The organism is Sporomusa rhizae (assembly GCF_041428845.1).
Lineage (GTDB): Bacteria > Bacillota > Negativicutes > Sporomusales > Sporomusaceae > Sporomusa > Sporomusa rhizae.
On record NZ_CP156925.1, the window covers coordinates 2,961,603 to 2,979,105 of the forward strand.

General features: G+C 43.8%; 14 protein-coding genes and 8 tRNA genes. 3 read left to right on the forward strand and 19 right to left on the reverse strand.

Features of this window, described 5'->3' with window-relative positions; genetic code table 11:
• The first annotated feature begins 130 nt into the window (after nucleotides 1-130).
• The 3 genes from SRRS_RS13985 to SRRS_RS13995 are packed head-to-tail and all read left to right on the forward strand — an operon-like array spanning nucleotide 131 to nucleotide 2,811.
• Nucleotides 131-1,207, forward strand: coding sequence for an ABC transporter substrate-binding protein (locus SRRS_RS13985; protein WP_371361383.1), 1,077 nt, complete (start codon nucleotides 131-133; stop codon nucleotides 1,205-1,207).
• Nucleotides 1,208-1,238: 31 nt separating this feature from the next.
• Nucleotides 1,239-1,985, forward strand: a complete 747-nt coding sequence (locus SRRS_RS13990) for an ABC transporter permease (RefSeq protein ID WP_371361385.1) — start codon at nucleotides 1,239-1,241, stop codon at nucleotides 1,983-1,985.
• 25 nt (nucleotides 1,986-2,010) lie between these two features.
• A complete protein-coding gene (locus tag SRRS_RS13995; protein WP_371361387.1) occupies nucleotides 2,011-2,811 on the forward strand; it encodes an ABC transporter ATP-binding protein in 801 nt (266 codons plus the stop codon).
• A gap of 52 nt (nucleotides 2,812-2,863) precedes the next feature.
• Here SRRS_RS13995 and SRRS_RS14000 read toward each other — a convergent pair.
• The 19 genes from SRRS_RS14000 to SRRS_RS14090 all read right to left on the reverse strand — a co-directional run bounded on the left by SRRS_RS14000 (nucleotide 2,864) and on the right by SRRS_RS14090 (nucleotide 17,432).
• Nucleotides 2,864-2,939 (reverse strand) — tRNA-Trp (locus tag SRRS_RS14000).
• Nucleotides 2,940-3,075: 136 nt separating this feature from the next.
• On the reverse strand, nucleotides 3,076-3,567 hold the full coding sequence (locus SRRS_RS14005) for a metallophosphoesterase family protein (RefSeq protein ID WP_371361388.1): 492 nt from the start codon (nucleotides 3,565-3,567) through the stop codon (nucleotides 3,076-3,078).
• A 354-nt stretch (nucleotides 3,568-3,921) separates the two neighbouring features.
• Nucleotides 3,922-3,997, reverse strand: a tRNA-Trp gene (locus SRRS_RS14010).
• A 6-nt stretch (nucleotides 3,998-4,003) separates the two neighbouring features.
• Nucleotides 4,004-4,078: transfer RNA gene (locus tag SRRS_RS14015), tRNA-Gly, on the reverse strand.
• A gap of 4 nt (nucleotides 4,079-4,082) precedes the next feature.
• Nucleotides 4,083-4,159 (reverse strand) — tRNA-Asp (locus SRRS_RS14020).
• A gap of 339 nt (nucleotides 4,160-4,498) precedes the next feature.
• Nucleotides 4,499-5,071 carry an orotate phosphoribosyltransferase gene (pyrE, locus tag SRRS_RS14025; protein WP_371361389.1) on the reverse strand — a complete coding sequence of 191 codons (573 nt, stop codon included), beginning with the start codon at nucleotides 5,069-5,071 and terminating at the stop codon, nucleotides 4,499-4,501.
• Nucleotides 5,071-5,790: an orotidine-5'-phosphate decarboxylase gene (gene pyrF / locus SRRS_RS14030; RefSeq protein ID WP_371361390.1), complete on the reverse strand. Its 720-nt coding sequence runs from the start codon at nucleotides 5,788-5,790 to the stop codon at nucleotides 5,071-5,073. Before pyrF ends, pyrE begins: the two co-directional genes overlap by 1 nt.
• A gap of 27 nt (nucleotides 5,791-5,817) precedes the next feature.
• On the reverse strand, nucleotides 5,818-6,744 hold the full coding sequence (locus tag SRRS_RS14035; RefSeq protein ID WP_371361391.1) for a dihydroorotate dehydrogenase: 927 nt from the start codon (nucleotides 6,742-6,744) through the stop codon (nucleotides 5,818-5,820).
• Nucleotides 6,738-7,505, reverse strand: a complete 768-nt coding sequence (locus SRRS_RS14040) for a dihydroorotate dehydrogenase electron transfer subunit (RefSeq protein WP_371361393.1) — start codon at nucleotides 7,503-7,505, stop codon at nucleotides 6,738-6,740. Before SRRS_RS14040 ends, SRRS_RS14035 begins: the two co-directional genes overlap by 7 nt.
• Nucleotides 7,498-10,719: a carbamoyl-phosphate synthase large subunit gene (carB, locus tag SRRS_RS14045; RefSeq protein ID WP_371361394.1), complete on the reverse strand. Its 3,222-nt coding sequence runs from the start codon at nucleotides 10,717-10,719 to the stop codon at nucleotides 7,498-7,500. The genes SRRS_RS14040 and carB overlap by 8 nt, the downstream gene beginning before the upstream one ends.
• A gap of 2 nt (nucleotides 10,720-10,721) precedes the next feature.
• Nucleotides 10,722-11,798, reverse strand: a complete 1,077-nt coding sequence (gene carA / locus SRRS_RS14050) for a glutamine-hydrolyzing carbamoyl-phosphate synthase small subunit (RefSeq protein ID WP_371361395.1) — start codon at nucleotides 11,796-11,798, stop codon at nucleotides 10,722-10,724.
• A complete protein-coding gene (locus SRRS_RS14055) occupies nucleotides 11,795-13,084 on the reverse strand; it encodes a dihydroorotase (protein WP_371361396.1) in 1,290 nt (429 codons plus the stop codon). The genes carA and SRRS_RS14055 overlap by 4 nt, the downstream gene beginning before the upstream one ends.
• The gene (locus SRRS_RS14060; protein WP_371361398.1) at nucleotides 13,068-14,024 is read right to left on the reverse strand and encodes an aspartate carbamoyltransferase catalytic subunit; all 957 of its coding nucleotides are present in this window, start codon (nucleotides 14,022-14,024) and stop codon (nucleotides 13,068-13,070) included. The genes SRRS_RS14055 and SRRS_RS14060 overlap by 17 nt, the downstream gene beginning before the upstream one ends.
• A gap of 400 nt (nucleotides 14,025-14,424) precedes the next feature.
• Nucleotides 14,425-14,510 (reverse strand) — tRNA-Leu (locus tag SRRS_RS14065).
• Nucleotides 14,511-14,589: 79 nt separating this feature from the next.
• Nucleotides 14,590-14,675, reverse strand: a tRNA-Leu gene (locus tag SRRS_RS14070).
• 69 nt (nucleotides 14,676-14,744) lie between these two features.
• Nucleotides 14,745-14,830: transfer RNA gene (locus SRRS_RS14075), tRNA-Leu, on the reverse strand.
• Nucleotides 14,831-14,909: 79 nt separating this feature from the next.
• Nucleotides 14,910-14,995: transfer RNA gene (locus tag SRRS_RS14080), tRNA-Leu, on the reverse strand.
• A gap of 193 nt (nucleotides 14,996-15,188) precedes the next feature.
• On the reverse strand, nucleotides 15,189-16,823 hold the full coding sequence (locus SRRS_RS14085) for a peptide ABC transporter substrate-binding protein (RefSeq protein ID WP_371361400.1): 1,635 nt from the start codon (nucleotides 16,821-16,823) through the stop codon (nucleotides 15,189-15,191).
• A gap of 33 nt (nucleotides 16,824-16,856) precedes the next feature.
• Nucleotides 16,857-17,432, reverse strand: a complete 576-nt coding sequence (locus SRRS_RS14090) for a lytic transglycosylase domain-containing protein (protein WP_371361401.1) — start codon at nucleotides 17,430-17,432, stop codon at nucleotides 16,857-16,859.
• Between the last annotated feature and the right edge of the window lie 71 nt (nucleotides 17,433-17,503).

Genomic DNA, 17,503 nt, shown 5'->3' on the forward strand with positions numbered 1-17,503 from the left:
GCTGATTTTATATTATATTCTTGCCTCTTAGCAAAAAACCTGCATATCATGTAACCAAAATACAAACTTTGAATACTATGAAGTAGTTCCTAACGGCTTAGAGGTTTAAAATTATCAAGGAGGGAAAAACATGTTTAAACGTTGGGGAGGACTGCTTTCAGTTCTACTTGCACTCACCTTCTTAATTACCGCCTGCAGTCAGGCGCCTGCTACCCAAGTTACTCCAGCGAAAGGACCCGCCTGGGCTCCTGGATTAACGGCATTACCACAAGAAACTGTCGTTAAAGTTGGCATGAAGCAAGTCGTTTCAGATGCCGGAATTCTTATCGGCATGGCACAAGGCTATTACAAAGATCTTGGCATTAAAATTGAACCGGTTCAATTTAACACCGGTCAAGAAATGATAAACCAGTTAGCGGCAGGGCAGCTCGATGTAGGCGCAACAGTAACAGCTTCCGGGCTGTTAAACGCTATATCTCGTGATATTCCAGTTAAAATCGTAGCCGATAAAGGTATTAATGTTCCTGGTCAGGGGTACTACCGCTTAATAATTAGAAAAGATCTCGTTAACAGTATCAAGGATTATGCTGATCTGCGTGGCAAACGAATCGCAATAGTAGGTACAGCTTCTCTTGATGAAATATGCTTAGCTCGGGTTTTAGCAAAAGGCGGGTTAACGACCAAGGATATTGATATGCAAGTAATCCGGGCATTTCCAGATATGCTTGTTTCGTTAGGCAATAAGAGCATCGATGCCGCCATGGTTATAGAACCCTTCGTAACACAAGGCATAGCCAAAGATATTGCTGACCCATGGAAAGACCCCTCAGAATATGATCCCGATGCACAAATAGCGCTATTAGTATATGGAACTAGCATGACTAAAAACCCAGAGGTCGCTAACCGCTTTATGACGGCATATGTCAAATCTACTCGCGACTATAATGATGCTTTTTTCAAAAACAAAAATAAAAAAGAGATTATTAATATTCTTTGCAACTACTCAGTTATCAAAGAGCCCTCTTTATATGAAAAAATGTTCCCAACCGGCCTAAACCCTGACGGCTATCTCCGGATGAAAGGAATTGCTGCAGACTTAGAATGGTACAAAGAAAACAACCTGCTTAAAGCTGAAATCAAGTTGGAAGATGTAGTTGATAATAAATACGCTGATTTTGCAGTTAAAACCTTAGGTAAATATCAGTAATGCAGATGTCAGACATTGGAGTTGATGGTAAATGAGAACTGCCATTTCCATACTTTCACCATTAACACTCCTGTTAATTTGGGAAGCAGCAGCCTATTTAGGTTTTGTTGACACTCGCTTACTATCCAGCCCTTCTCTCATTCTAAAGTCTTTCTTTCCTCTACTGCTTTCCGGCGAATTGCTTTACAATACCTGGGTAAGTGTTATACGGGTGGTTTTGGGTTTTATTGCGGGCGCCGTTCCGGGTATCCTTTTAGGTATGAGCATGGGACTTTCCCCTTTTATCCGATCGGCAATTGAGCCTATGATAGCAGCTACATATCCAATTCCAAAACTTGCAATAATGCCACTTATTCTCTTAATCTTCGGACTTGGTGAATCGTCAAAGATATTTACAATCGCTATTGGCGTATTCTACCTAGTCGTCATTAATACCATGGCCGGAGTATTAAACATTGACAAAATCTATTTGGAAGTTGCCAAAAACTTTGGTGCCAGCCGCAAAGATTTTTATCTCACAGTAGCATTGCCTGGAGCGCTCCCGATGATATTTGCCGGCCTTAAACTTGGCATGGGTATGGCGCTAATTCTAATTGTAGCCGCCGAATTGTCAGCAGCCAAAGCGGGCGTGGGCTGGATGATTTGGCGCGCGTATGATATGTTCGATATTGAGCAGATGTTTGCAGCACTTATCACATTATCAGTACTTGGTTACATCTTTTCTCTTGTACTCGACTGGCTGGAACGCCTGGTTCTTCCCTGGAAACAAACCAGCTAAAAGGATTCCCCTAGGAGGTGCGGTTATGCCTTACGATAATGACAGTCTTGTCTTGAACAATATTGGAAAAACGTTTACTACCGGGCATGTCCAAATTACCGCTCTTACAAATATTAATATTTCGATAGGCGACGGCGAGTTTTTTTCCATTGTCGGCCCGAGCGGGTGCGGTAAAACAACACTGCTCCGCATCCTCGCCGGTTTAGACACAGCCTCCACTGGAACTGTTGATATAAAAATCAAGACAAGTGACCGTCCGGTAAATTCCATGGTGTTTCAGGAGCAATCTGTTTTTCCATGGATGCAAGTCATAGATAATGTGGCGTACGGCCTTAAGTTACGGGGTATTCCTAAAAAAGAACGTTATGAAATCGCAGAACGATATATCCGCATGATTGGGCTAAGTAAGTTCGCCAAATCATATCCACACCAGCTTTCGGGCGGTATGAAACAGCGGGTTAGTGTAGCCCGGGCATTTGCTAACGATCCGGAAATACTATTGATGGATGAACCTTTTGGAGCACTGGATGAGCAAAACCGGATTATTCTGCAACAGGAGTTGCTTAGAATCTGGGAGTTAAGTAAAAAAACAACTGTCTTCATCACCCATAGCATTGACGAATCACTCTGTCTCAGCGACCGAATACTTATCATGACTGCCCATCCCGGGACTGTTAAATCAATTGTCGATGTCGATCTCCCCCGTCCACGCGATATTGCTTCCATTAGAACTACACTTCGCTACAACGAACTGTTCCAAACTATTTGGCTGACATTACGCGAAGAAGTACTGAAAGTAAAAGAATTGGAATTGGCTAACGACTAATTTATAAACAAAAAAACTGTATCATCAAACGATGACACAGTTTTTTTGTTTCTGGCAGGGGCAGTAGGACTTGAACCCACAACCAACGGTTTTGGAGACCGCTACTCTACCAATTGAGCTATACCCCTATAATTGAAGCAATTTTATCTCCTCACCTTAAGCAAGGATTTTAAAGCTTATTAAGTATAACACATTCAGCCAATGGCGTCTACAAGAAAAAATATCCATAGTCTAAACACTTCATAAGTAATTTTATTAGATAGGTTACATCTCACTTATGATGAGATTGGCCTCAAGACTCTTTGGATCAGCCTTGAGATGAATATAAGAGTACCAGCGCTCATTTCGTTTATTTATGAGAGAACCGGGATTTAACATTAGAACTTTCTTCTTTGTGGATATTATCGGTTGATGACTATGCCCAAATATAATTACATCAACAGAATCTGCCTCAAAATAGCTGTAAGCTCTCTCAATAGTGGTCTTTCCTTTTCCATGGGCATGACAGATTCCAAACGTATATGGTCCAATCTCGACAATTAACTTTTCCTCTAAAGTGCTTTTAATTGTATCGTCGTCGTTGTTTCCCCATACACCGATAAAATTAAAATTGTCTTGTAAATATTTCAGAACCCAGTCTTCAGTATAGTCTCCTGCGTGTATCATTAAGTCTACACCCTTAAACTTCGCAAGCAATTTATCCAATTGACCAGTGTTCTTCTTTAGGTGCGTGTCGGAAATTATAACTATCTCCAAGCAACTTAACCTCCCGCGATTTAATAACCCTAAGAACTCCCGTGGTCTATATGTAGACTAAACCCACAAACGAAGTATGTGAAAAAAGTAAAGCCGTACCCTAGTAAAGTACAGCATTTTCCACCTTAGTGAATTTCAAAATTACCTCTATTGCGATTTTATGATTAATATACGCAACTTGGGATTCTATTATGAAACTATAATAGATGTTTAGCATCATTCTGACTTACCATACAAACTCTTCAGTGCAAAATCTTACTAATAATACCTGTCTTATGGACTGGAAATGAGAATTCAAAACTACCCAAAACAACAAAACTCGGAATTACTCCTAATGAGCAATTCCGAGTTTTCTGGCAGGGGCAGTAGGACTTGAACCCACAACCAACGGTTTTGGAGACCGCTACTCTACCAATTGAGCTATACCCCTATAAACTGGAGCGGAAAACGAGATTCGAACTCGCGACCCTCGCCTTGGCAAGGCGATGCTCTACCGCTGAGCTACTTCCGCAAACTGGCGACCCCGAACGGATTTGAACCGTCGATCTCCGCCGTGACAGGGCGGCATGTTAGACCGCTACACCACGGGGCCGTTTCTCTTTACGTCCCTGACGGAATCTAATAATACCATGCTTTTAACATAATATCAATAGCTTTTAAAGATGTTTTTTCAAAAATATTTATTGATAGCTTAATCATAATCTTTGTTTTACCTGTTTACTATAACTTTTAGGTAAATAAAACTTCGACCGGCAGTAAGTAATACCCTATAACGAATTGAACGATGTAAGACTAAAAAGGCTGTACAAAAATTGTACAGCCTCTGAAACCATGCCTGATAAAAAATTACCAAGTAACATCACGAAAACTGGCAACTTTACTGCAAAGTTGCCAGTTGGTATTTGCGGAGAAGCTTCGAAAATAAATAACCTTACAGCTTGCGGCTGCCACGTTTGGTTATAGGTTCTCCCTTTTGACACAAGGGGCACTCCTCAGGATTATGAGTCGGAACAGTGAGATGTAATAGAGCTTGTGCCGGTATTCCAAAATCAGCTTTACCACCGCTGCGATCAACTAACATACCAACCGCTACCGGAATGCCGCCGTGTTCGCGAACTACATCAACAACTTCTTTGACAGATCCGCCAGTTGTAACAATATCTTCTACAATCAATACTCTTTGACCCGGTTCTATTATAAATCCGCGTCTTAAAGTCATTTTACCGTTTTCCCGTTCAGTAAAGATGGCACGAGTGCCTAAATGTTTACCTACCTCATGCGCTAAAATGATACCACCTGTTACCGGCCCAACGACAAGCTCAATGTTGTCGTTCTTAAATCGCTCAGCGAGAGCAACACATAACTTCTCAGTGTGCTTAGGATACTGAAGTACCTGAAACTTTTCCACATACATTGGACTATGAAGACCTGAGGTTAAAAGAAAATGACCTTCTAAAATTGCCCCGGTCTCAATAAATAATTGCTTTACTTCCATTTCGTTCATTATGCTTTCCTCATTTCATCTAAAATTGCCAGCGCTGCGGCACGAGGATCCTGCGCCTTTGTAATCGGTCGGCCTACTACAAGATAATGCGCACCTGCTTTTAAAGCGTCTGCCGGAGTCGCTACCCGGCTTTGATCATTTAGCGCCGCGCCAAGCGGACGTACTCCAGGAGTAACGATGGCAAAATCGTCACCACAGGCTTTCCTGATAAGTTCTGCTTCCTGGGGCGACGCCACCACTCCATCAAGCCCGGCTTCTTTAGCTAATTTGGCCAAATGAACAACTTGGTCGGGAATACTAGCTACATTTCTTAGCAAAGTCCATTCAGTATTATCCATGCTGGTAAGCACTGTTACTGCGATAAGTTTTGGACGTGGAATATTTAAAGCCGATGCCGTTTCAGTTACTTTTTCAGCCGCCGCCCGCATCATGGCTAATCCACCGGAGGCTTGGACATTAATCATGGCTACACCCAGCCGGGTAAGTGACGCAGCTCCCTGCGCCACCGTATTCGGAATATCATGCATTTTCAGATCAAGAAAAACATCTTTTCTTCGCTCGCGCAGATAAGTTAGACATTCCATGCCTACACTATAAAACAGCTGCATACCTACTTTATAATGACTAACGGCATCGCCCAAAGTTTCCACAAGCTGTCGAACCTCATCCATAGTGTCAACATCAAGAGCAACTATTAAACGTTTATTGTTTTGTTCCATTAAGCCATCTCCTTTTAGAACCCTTTACTAACTGCAGTTTACTTTACCGACAAGCTCTCTTACCTGCTTTAAACCATGTTCCGCAAGATAGTCCTTTATTCCTTCTGCTATTTCAACAGATACGTAAGGATTAACAAAATTTGCTGTACCAACTGCTACAGCACTAGCGCCTGCCAACATAAACTCAACAGCATCATTTGCTGTCATGATCCCACCCATACCAATAACCGGTACCTTAACAGCCTTGGCAACCTGCCAAACCATTCGCACAGCGACGGGTTTGACAGCAGGACCAGAAAAGCCGCCAACAATGTTTCCGAGTACCGGTTTCCAGCTTTTTATATCGATTGCCATGCCGAGCAAAGTGTTAATCAACGAAATGGCATCAGCTCCCGCACTTTCCACTGCCTTAGCCATCAGAACAACATCCGTAACATTTGGTGATAATTTCACGATGACCGGTAATTTTGTCATGTTTTTTACTTCTCTTACCACTTGCGCAGCACTATCCGGACAAGTACCAAAAGCAATTCCACCCTGCTTTACGTTCGGACAAGAGATATTCACTTCTAAACCTTGAGCCCCAGTCTTGTCAAGTCTTGCAGCCAATTCACCGTATTCCTCAACAGTGTTACCGGAGATATTGACAATTACAGGCACTTGATATTGCGCTAATAGGGGTAGTGTTTTAGAAATCAGTTCTTCTACCCCTGGATTCTCTAAACCAATAGAATTCAGCATACCGGCAGGTGTTTCCGCCATGCGGCGGCCGCTGTTACCAACCTTTGGAGCGAGTGTTGTACCTTTAACTACTATGGCCCCCACTTTATTCAAATCAACAAAATCACTGTATTCAAGACCAAATCCGAAAGTTCCTGACGCCGTCATAACCGGCGTCTTCATTTTTATACCGGCAATAGTAACAGCTAACATGTCATCTGCGTGACTCACCATACCACCTCCTCAGTCCAGAATACCGGACCATCAGTACATACCTTGTTTCTTTTGCCGCTGGTGCCGGCACAAGTGCACGACAAGCATGCCCCCACGCCGCAAGCCATATATTCTTCCAAAGAAACCTGACAAGGAATATGGTATTTTTGCGCAACCTCAGCAACACTCTTTAGCATTACATGAGGCCCACAAGCATAAACAACGTCAAACTTTTTCTCTTGCAAAAGTCCCGGCAGCAAGTCTACAGTAAACCCCCGGTGACCAAGACTGCCGTCATCAGAAGTAATATATATGTTGTTACAAACATCCCTATAAATGTTTGGCCAAAATAACTCCTGTGCATTACGTCCTCCCATTAATAATGTTGAAGAACAGGAGCAAAAGGTTTTAGCAAGCATTAACAGCGGCGCTAAACCCATTCCGCCCCCTACCAAAAGAGGACGCTGCCCGCTAAGCGTAAAACCATTACCAAGCGGCCCCATACAATCAAGTGTATGTCCGGACTTCAGTCCGGACATCAATGCAGTCCCACGGCCAACAACACGATAAATTAAGGTAAGTGTCCCTTCTGAACTATCACAATCAGCAATACTAAACGGACGCCGGAGCAGCGGTTCGAGCGCATCAGTCAGACGAATGTGAACAAATTGACCAGGGCGGGCAATAGCGGCTATTTCCGGAGCCGCTACCACCATCACAAATACGTCGTAAGTAATTGCACTTTGGTTAATTATACGCGATTTTACACAGGTTTTAGCCACTGCTTCTTTCGCCTCCACCCACATAATCCTGCAACGACAGTACATAGAGAAACTTGCTTTGCCGCATAATGCTGAGCACATCAAGTACCGCACTGGCAGTATCCATTGACGTCAAGCATAGCAGTGAGTGTTCTACAGATGCTCTTCTTATCTTAAAGCCATCACTTTCATAATCCCGTCCTTTTGTCAAGGTATTTACAACCATATTAATTTTTCCGGCTTTAATCATCTCAATAATTTCCGGCTGCTGCTCATGCAGCTTAGGGACCATACTTACTTTTAATCCCAGTGAGCGCAGATAGGCCGCTGTGCCGCTTGTGGCTATTAAGTCATAGCCCATTTTAGCAAATTCGGCAGCTAGCTTGCCGGCTTCCGGCTTATCTTTATCAGCCACAGTAAAGAGCACCGTGCCTTCGCGGGGTACATTCATACCCGCACCAATAATACCTTTATATAACGCTCTGGAGTAATGATAATCAATCCCCAAAACTTCGCCTGTAGACTTCATCTCAGGTCCTAACGAAATATCCACCTGTTGCATTTTAGCGAAGGAGAATACGGGCACTTTCACCGCGATATATTCTTTGGCAGGCATAAGACCCGAAGTATAGCCTAACCCGCGCAAGGTATCTCCAATGGCTATCTTAGTTGCTACGTCCACCATCGGAACATCTGTAATCTTACTTAAGAAGGGAATTGTCCGGCTCGATCTGGGATTTACCTCCAGTACATATACCTCTTCATCGACAATTACATACTGAATGTTAATCAGACCTTTAACTTTTAGGCCTCTGGCCAGACGCCCTGTGTAATCAACAATGGTATCGATAACTTTTTGCGACAATGTCTGAGGAGGATATACAGCGATGCTGTCACCAGAATGTACTCCTGCCCGTTCGATATGTTCCATAATACCTGGTATAAGGAAATCCTCGCCGTCTGATATAGCGTCAACTTCAACCTCAGTACCTTGCATATACCGGTCGACCAAAACCGGGTGCTCCGGCGAAGCTTTTACGGCCCGCACCATGTAATCTTTCAACTCTGCTTCGTTATATACAATCTCCATGGCACGCCCGCCAAGCACGTAGGAGGGGCGGACAACCACAGGATACCCTATTTTTTGTGCTGCCGCCGGAGCCAGTGCTGCATCAGTTATAGTAGCACCTTGCGGCCGTGGGATAGTAAGCTGTTCTAACAGTTCGTCAAACTTTTCCCGGTCTTCTGCCTTGTCGATATCTTCTACACTGGTACCAAAGATTTTAACTCCAGCCCGCGCAAGCGGTCCGGCAAGATTAATAGCAGTCTGCCCGCCAAACTGCACAATCACTCCCTCCGGCTGCTCCTTGTCGATAATATTCAAGACATCTTCGGGAGTAAGCGGTTCGAAATACAGTCGGTCTGAGGTATCAAAGTCTGTAGAAACCGTTTCCGGGTTGTTATTAACTATAACCGATTCGATACCCATTTCTCTAAGCGCCCAAACTGAATGCACCGAGCAGTAATCGAATTCTATCCCCTGTCCGATACGGATCGGGCCTGAACCCAGTACCATAACTTTGCGATTATGCGTTGTTACTACTTCGTCTTCTTGGGCATAAGTTGAGTAGTAATAAGGAGTTACAGCTTCAAATTCGGCGGCGCAGGTATCAACCATCTTATAGCAAGGTACAATATTGGACTGTTTACGCAGGTCTCTAATTTGAAACACTGTTTTACCGGTAAGTTCGGCAATGGTTTTATCTGCAAAACCCATCTTCTTTGCGCTCAGCAAAGTTTCCGGCGACAGCTGGCCGCTGATGCTCTTTTCCATTGCGACAATGGTTTCGATTTTATCTAAGAAAAACTTATCAATGGCTGTTATGGCATGAATCTCTGACACCGCTATTCCTCGCCGCAACGCTTCGGCGATAACAAATGCCCGTTCATCATTAGCCAGTGTAAGCTTATCCTTAATTTCCTGATCGCTCAGCTTTTCAAATTCAGGAATATGAAGGCGGTTAAGTCCGATTTCCAGGGAGCGTACCGCTTTCAACAGCGCGCCTTCAAAGTTACGGTCAATCGACATAACTTCGCCTGTTGCTTTCATTTGAGTTCCGAGAATTCTATCGGCAAAGTTGAATTTATCAAAAGGCCAGCGCGGAAACTTAACAACTACATAGTCAAGCGCTGGTTCAAAACAAGCTTTGGTTTTTCCTGTTACCGCATTAGTTATTTCATCCAAGGTATAGCCAATCGCAATCTTCGTAGCTACTTTAGCAATGGGATAGCCGGTAGCTTTTGAAGCCAATGCACTGGAGCGGCTTACCCGGGGATTGACTTCGATTACAATGTATTTACTGCTTTTCGGGTCGAGTGCGTACTGTACATTACAGCCGCCTTCGATCCCCAGAGAACGGATAATTTTCAGGGACGAACTTCTTAGCATTTGATATTCATAATCAGTGAGCGTTTGTGATGGCGCAACAACAATGCTGTCACCGGTGTGAATTCCTACCGGGTCGAAGTTCTCCATATTGCACACCGTTATACAATTGTTAGCGGCATCGCGAATCACTTCATACTCTATTTCCTTCCAACCGGCCACACTGCGCTCGATAAGTGCTTGCCCAATTAAGCTATGCTTTAACCCTCTGTTTACAGTGTCGACTAGTTCCTCGTCGTTATGAGCTATACCGCCGCCAGTTCCGCCTAATGTATAGGCAGGCCGTACGATAAGCGGATAACCGATTTCTTGAGCAAATTTGAGAGCGCTGTCAATATCCTCGACAATTGCACTTTCCGGAATGGGCTGACCGATTTCTTCCATTGTGGCCTTAAATAATTCCCTATCTTCAGCCTTTTTTATAGCCTCAAGCGGTGTACCCAGCAATTCCACCTGATATTTTTCCAATACACCCTTTTCAGCCAGCTTTACTGCCAGGTTTAGACCAGCCTGACCGCCCAGAGTGGCAAGCAATCCGTCTGGCCGCTCTTTTGCAATAATCTCCTCCAAATATTCGGGCGTAAGGGGTTCGATATATACCCAGTCAGCTATATGGGTATCTGTCATGATGGTAGCCGGATTGCTATTAACTAATACTACCTCAAACCCTTCCTCTTTAAGCGCTTGACATGCTTGAGTACCAGCATAATCAAACTCAGCGGCTTGGCCAATTACTATCGGTCCTGAACCTATTACCATAACTTTACGCAGATTTTGCTTTTTAGGCACCGTTAGTTCCCTCCCGCCTTGTTGGTTTCTTTTCCTAAGAGTTTCATAAAGTCTTCAAATAGATAGGTGCTGTCATCCGGCCCGGGAGCAGCTTCTGGGTGATATTGCACCGAGAACACCGGCAGCCTGTTGTGCCGCATTCCTTCGATAGTTTCGTCATTTACAGCCCGATGGGTTACAGTCACGTCAAGCGCCGCAAGCGACTTCTCCTCGATTGCGTAACCGTGATTTTGCGAAGTAATATATACCCGGCCGGTAGCGACATCCTTAACCGGGTGATTAGACCCCCGATGGCCAAATTTCAGTTTATAGGTATTGCCACCCAAGGCAAGCGCCAACAACTGGTGGCCAAGGCATATACCAAATACCGGCTTTTTCCCAACCAATTGACGCACTGTTTCTACCGGTGCATCTTTAGGATCACCCGGTCCATTTGACAAAAATATACCATCAGGATTAATAGCCAGCACATCTTCTGCCGAAGTATGAGCAGGAAAAACTGTTAGCTGGCAGCCGGCTTTCGCCATAGAATTTAGGATATTACGTTTTATGCCAAAATCCATGACAGCGATATGCGGGCCATCCCCTGCTATTCTGTAGACTTTCTTTGTAGTAACTTCCTCTACAACTTTAACGAAAGGAGGTCTATCGAAAAGATCGGCAATCTCACTGTCTTGTGCATCACCTCTAACAATAACTCCCTTCATGGTACCGTGGGATCTGATTCTTCTAGTAATTGCCCGGGTATCTACCCCATATACACAAGGAATATTTCTCGCCTTGAGATAAGAAACCAGGGAATCCTGTGCTTGCCAGCTGCTAGGCTGGCCGCACAGTTCACTAATTACAAAACCGCGTACGAACGATTGTCTGGCTTGTTCAAAAATATCAGCCACACCGTAATTACCGATTAATGGGTAAGTCATTGTTACGATTTGTCCGCAGTAGGACGGATCTGTTAATACTTCTTGATAGCCGGTCATACCGGTGTTGAATACTACTTCCCCAACTGCATTATTACCGGAAGCAAGCATCCCTTGGAAAACGCTGCCGTCTTCCAATATCAGTTTGCCAATCATTTAAGCACCTCGCCATTTTGCATAATTATACTTCCGTTCACTATAGTAATTAGCGCTTTACCCTTGAAATTCCTGCTTTCAAACGGAGAATGTTTGCCGCGCGTGTAAAATTTTATGCAGTTTACTTCCCATATATATTCAGGATCAAAGACAGTTATATCTGCTTGAGCTCCTATTTTAAGTGTGCCGCTTTCTAATCCCAGGATTTTGGCCGGCATGTAAGACATCTTTTCGATGATTTCCATCAATGTAAGCTTTCCAGTATGATAGAGCCCTGTAAGAACTGCTCCCAAAGCTGTTTCTAAACCCGCAAACCCGCTCGGAGCATAGCGAAACTCAACATCCTTTTCCTCGAAGGCGTGAGGCGCATGATCGGTGGCAATTGCATCGATAGTTCCGTCTTTTAATCCGGCAATAAGAGCTTCCACATGATCACTTGACCTAAGCGGCGGATTTACCTTAAATGCCGTATTAAACGTTTTGAGTTCCTCGTCAGTAAGCGTCAGATGATGCGGAGTTGCTTCTGCTGTTACTTTTACACCGCGTTTTTTCGCTTGGCGAATAATTTCAACGGCCCCTTTGCTGCTGACATGCGCAATGTGAATTGGAGCGTTCGCATATTCTGCCAGCATTATATCTCTTGCTACCGCAATATCTTCGGCAACAGACGGCCGGCCTTTAACACCCAACATGGCGGATACTGCACCTTCGTGCATGAAGCCTTCACCAGCAAGACCTTCATCTTCGGAATGAGTTATAACCGGACATTCGAACATTCCTGTATATTCAAGACCTGTTTTGAGTAGGCGGGTATTGTCTAAATGGCCGCCGTCATCAGAGATCGCTACCGCACCTGTTTGGATCATATCCCCGATTTCTGCAAGTTCCTTGCCTTCCAACCTTTTGCTAAGGGCACCAATTACCTTGAGATTGACAACACCTTCTGTTTGACCGCGTTGAATTATACCGGAAACTAAGATTGAATTATCAACAGCCGGCTTGGTATTCGGCATACACGCCACAGTAGTAAAACCACCAGCCGCCGCCGCACGTGTGCCTGAGGCTATGTCTTCCTTGGCTTCCAGACCCGGCTCGCGTAAATGCACATGCATATCAATAAGTCCCGGAGCTACTACCAGTCCTGAGGCATCTATCACTTCCGTTCCATCTGTCGCAATTTTTTGCCCTATTTCAATGATTTTGCCGTTTTCTACTAAAATATCACCTATCACATCTGTGTGATCCGCCGGGTTTATAATTCGACCACCTTTAATTAGCAGCTTCAATGTGAGTCCCTCCCATCAGTACCAAGAATAACAGCGCCATCCTGACTGCCAATCCGTTTTTAACCTGCTCTTGTATGGCTGATTGTTCGCCGTAAGCTATATCAGGAGCAATTTCAAGGCCGCGATTCATCGGACCCGGGTGCATTAAAAGTGCGTCGTTTTTAGCCAGTGCTAACCTTTTGGCATTAATACCAAAGATCCGGGCATATTCGCGTGCTGAGGGGAACAGACCTTTTTGTTGCCGCTCGCGTTGTATGCGAAGTACATTTACCACATCAGCCTGATCCAGCGCCTCTTCAACCCGATAGTGTACTTTTACACCCATTTGTTCAATATCGCGCGGCAACAGCGTTTGGGGTCCTGCTAAATGAACTTCAGCCCCCATTTTCTGTAGACCCCAGATATTGGAACGGGCCACCCTGCTATGTAGAATATCGCCTACAATAGCAACTTTTAGCCCACTTAGATTTCCTTTGTATTGTTTTATTGTAAACATGTCCAAGAGTCCTTGCGTCGGATGTTCGTGCGCACCATCACCGGCATTAATAATTATCGGTTTGACGACATTTGCAGCAAAATGCGCCGAACCTTCGGCCTCGTGGCGCATAACAATGATGTCTACACCCATTGCTTCGACAGTAAGAAGGGTATCGCGCAGGCTTTCGCCTTTAGCAACACTACTTGAACTTGTCGATATGTTTACAACATCGGCGCCTAGATATTTTCCTGCCAATTCGAAGGAAGTTCGTGTACGGGTGCTATTTTCAAAAAACAGATTTACTATTGATTTACCGCGTAATGTCGGGGCTTTTTTAATGTCTCTGTCGATAATGTTCTTCATTTCCTTCGCGGTATCAAGAATTAAATTGATTTCGGCTGCAGTCATAGTTTCGAGCCCGAGGATATCTTTTTTTCGTAACGATACTTGCATTTTGCTCATTACACACTCCCCCTTTAAAATTAAAAACTCCTTACCCGAAAGGGCAAGGAGTGTAAATGACCACGCCAAATAAACATACTTAGCTTGTCTACATCCTTGCAGACCTCTCTGGGCCAACTTAAAGGATAGTATTTGTTATTATTAGGCATAATAAAAGCCTTCTTGCTGCAAAAGCGCACAAGAAGGCGTAATAATCCTTTATCCGTCCCCTTGCTAGCTTCACAGAACCAGCTTAAAGGCCATATTCTTATTAGTAAGATAATAACAGAATACGTCAAAGGTTGTCAATAGGATAATGCATGATAATTTTAAAGTGGCAAAAGTCTTGGAATAGCGACATAATGCTAAACGCAAAAATAAAAAACCTTTGATAAAGTTCAAAGGTTTTTATTAATAAATTTGGTGCGGTTGGTGAGACTTGAACTCACACGCCTTGTGAGCGCCACCCCCTCAAGATGGTGCGTCTGCCGATTCCGCCACAACCGCATAGTCGTATTTAGATTTTAGATCTTCGACTCTCGATTCTTATGTCGAAAGTCTAATGTCGTATATCGAACGTCGAAGATGGTGCGGTCGAGTGGATTTGAACCACCACGAGGTTGCCCCCACTAGCTCCTGAGGCTAGCGCGTCTGCCGTTCCGCCACGACCGCATATTGTACATTCAACATAAAGATTATACGATATATTCTTAATTACGTCAATAATAATATTGCTAAACATGGTGCGGTTGGTGAGATTTGAACTCACACGCCTTGTGAGCGCCACCCCCTCAAGATGGTGCGTCTGCCAGTTCCGCCACAACCGCATAGTCGAATTTAGATTTTCGATCTTCGACTCTCGATTCTTATGTCGAAAGTCTAATGTCGTATATCGAACGTCGAAGATGGTGCGGTCGAGTGGATTTGAACCACCACGAGGTTGCCCCCACTAGCTCCTGAGGCTAGCGCGTCTGCCGTTCCGCCACGACCGCATAATACATTATGTTACTCTAACGCAACACAATGTATATTATCATAACATGAAAACACCGTCAAGTATTAATCTGCAAAATTACCCGATGGCTAACCCACTCTAGACCCCCTCTCCACTGTCGAACGACTAAGTCCTTAGATAAGGAAACTACCCTTCAGTGAGGTTGAAATCACCGTAGAAGGGTAGCTTCTTTATTTACCAGCCGCAAATCCCCATTGCCAGGCATTCCAAAAACTTCCCGCCGGTGTTGGGGTTGGCAGATAGTTAGCCACTGTTGACTTTACTGCATCAATACTTCCCCGGAAGTACAGTGGCACAACCGGACAGTCCTCACGAATTAAATCCTGGATACGGAAGTATATATTTTTTCTGGCGCCAAGATCAACAGTTCTAACGCCAAGATCAGTTAATTTGTCCACTTCGGGATTACGCCAGCCAGGGTAATTTTGTCCATCGTAGGCATTAGTACTGCTGGGGATTTTGCGTGAATTCCACAAATTAATGTTATCCGGATCAACGCCTGCTACCCAAGCATAAATAGCTGTTACAAAACGCCGGTTCTTCAAAACATCACTAAAAAACACCTGGGCATCAACTGGCACTATCTCGACAATGATACCGACTTCCTTTAGTTGTTCCGCAATTTTCTGAGCAGTTTGTTCCCGTTGTTTATTGCCGATTGGCGTAGTCAGGGAGAAAATCAGTTTCTTATTATCTTTTGTCATAATTCCATCAGGACCTGGTTGCCAGCCGGCTTGGGCAAGTAACTCCCTAGCGGTGTTAACATCACGCGCAGGCGGTTGCTGCAGCGGGCTATATGCCCAAGATATAGGAGACTGATCGCCATAAGCCGGACTGGCAACACCTTTAAGTACATTAGCAACTATACCCTGACGGTCAATTGCACTGGTAATAGCTTTGCGTACCCTGACGTCCTGGAATAGAGCATTGTCCAGATTAAAATCCATATGCTCCCAAATCATAGTAGGGGCGATAACCGTTCGTATTCCGTCTATTGCTTTAACTTGTTCAAAATAAGGAAAACCAATATTACCGACAATATCTAACTCCCCTGCTTTTAATTGAGTTAGCAGGATATTGGCATCAGGTACAATTTTATAAACAATACTGTTGAGATTTGGTTTGCCTCGATAATAGTTCTGGTTAGCCTCAAAAATAACAGCCTCAGCGACCTGCCATTCTTTAAACTTAAACGGTCCGGTACCTATAGGTGCCCGGTTGAAAGCAGCCTTATTGATATCGCCGGCATTTTCAAGCTTATGTTTTGGTAATATCGTGTTAAATAAGGTTAAATATGGCGCATAAAATTCTTTAAAATTGACAACAACTGTGTATTTGTCCGGTGTATCGATAGAACTTATGCGATCATAGCCCTCCCTTGATACAATGTTTACTTTCCGGTTCATTATTAGCTGCCAGGTAAATTTGACATCATCAGCAGTAAAAGGCATACCATCGTGCCAAGTTATTCCTTGCCGCAAACGATACGTTATTTTAAGACCATTCGAACTTACTCCACCATTGACTGTCGTCGGCACATCAATAGCCAAATCAGGAATCCATTCGCCTTTATCATTTGTAGTAATCAATCCACTAAACATCAATCTGCCAACTTCGGCAGTGGCCAAAAGGTCGGAAAGCAGCGGATTCAACGTATTGGGTTCTTGTATGCTCCCATATTTCAATTGCCCGCCTTGTTGAATGGTGACCTGTTTCTTTTCCGGCGTCAAAGATTCATCGCGCGAACTGCATCCAGCACTAATAATGGTTAATAGTATTGATATTAGAATTATCAACTTACGCATAAAGTAAAATATTCTCCTCATATATCATTAACATCACAAATTTCTGCCGTACAATTCCTTATACCGCTTCTTGTTGTGTAATACCTTTTCAACATAATCCCGGGTTTCTTGGAAAGGAATTTGCTGTATATCATCAAACTCCTTAGTCCACCCGTAGCGCTGCATCCATTGCTTGACATTGCCACGTCCGCCATTATATGCAGCAAGAATCAATACTTCGTTACCCGCGAATTCTTTTTTTAAAGAAGCCAAATACCAAGTGCCAAATCGAATGTTTATATCCGGATCAGTCAGGTCGGCAGTCATAAAATCCTTATGATTAGTTTGTTCAGCTATCCACCGTCCGGTTTCCGGCATGATCTGCATTAGACCTAATGCACCTTTGGGCGAACGGGCTTCACTAATAAATTTGCTTTCGGCTCTAATGACACCAGCCACTAGAAATGGGTCAATATCCCGTTCTAATGCATAGGTATAAACGGCTTCCTGATATAGAAACGGATATATGTATTTTTTTTGAAACAAGTCACTGGTTAGTATAACATAAATTCCTGTGGCAGATAACAAAATACCGATTACCAGGACTTTCAGCCAAGTCCAGAAACGCAATAGAATCACTCCGCAATAGAAATCACTGTATAAAAATATGTTTTATCAGTGTAAAAAATAACGTTATTTGC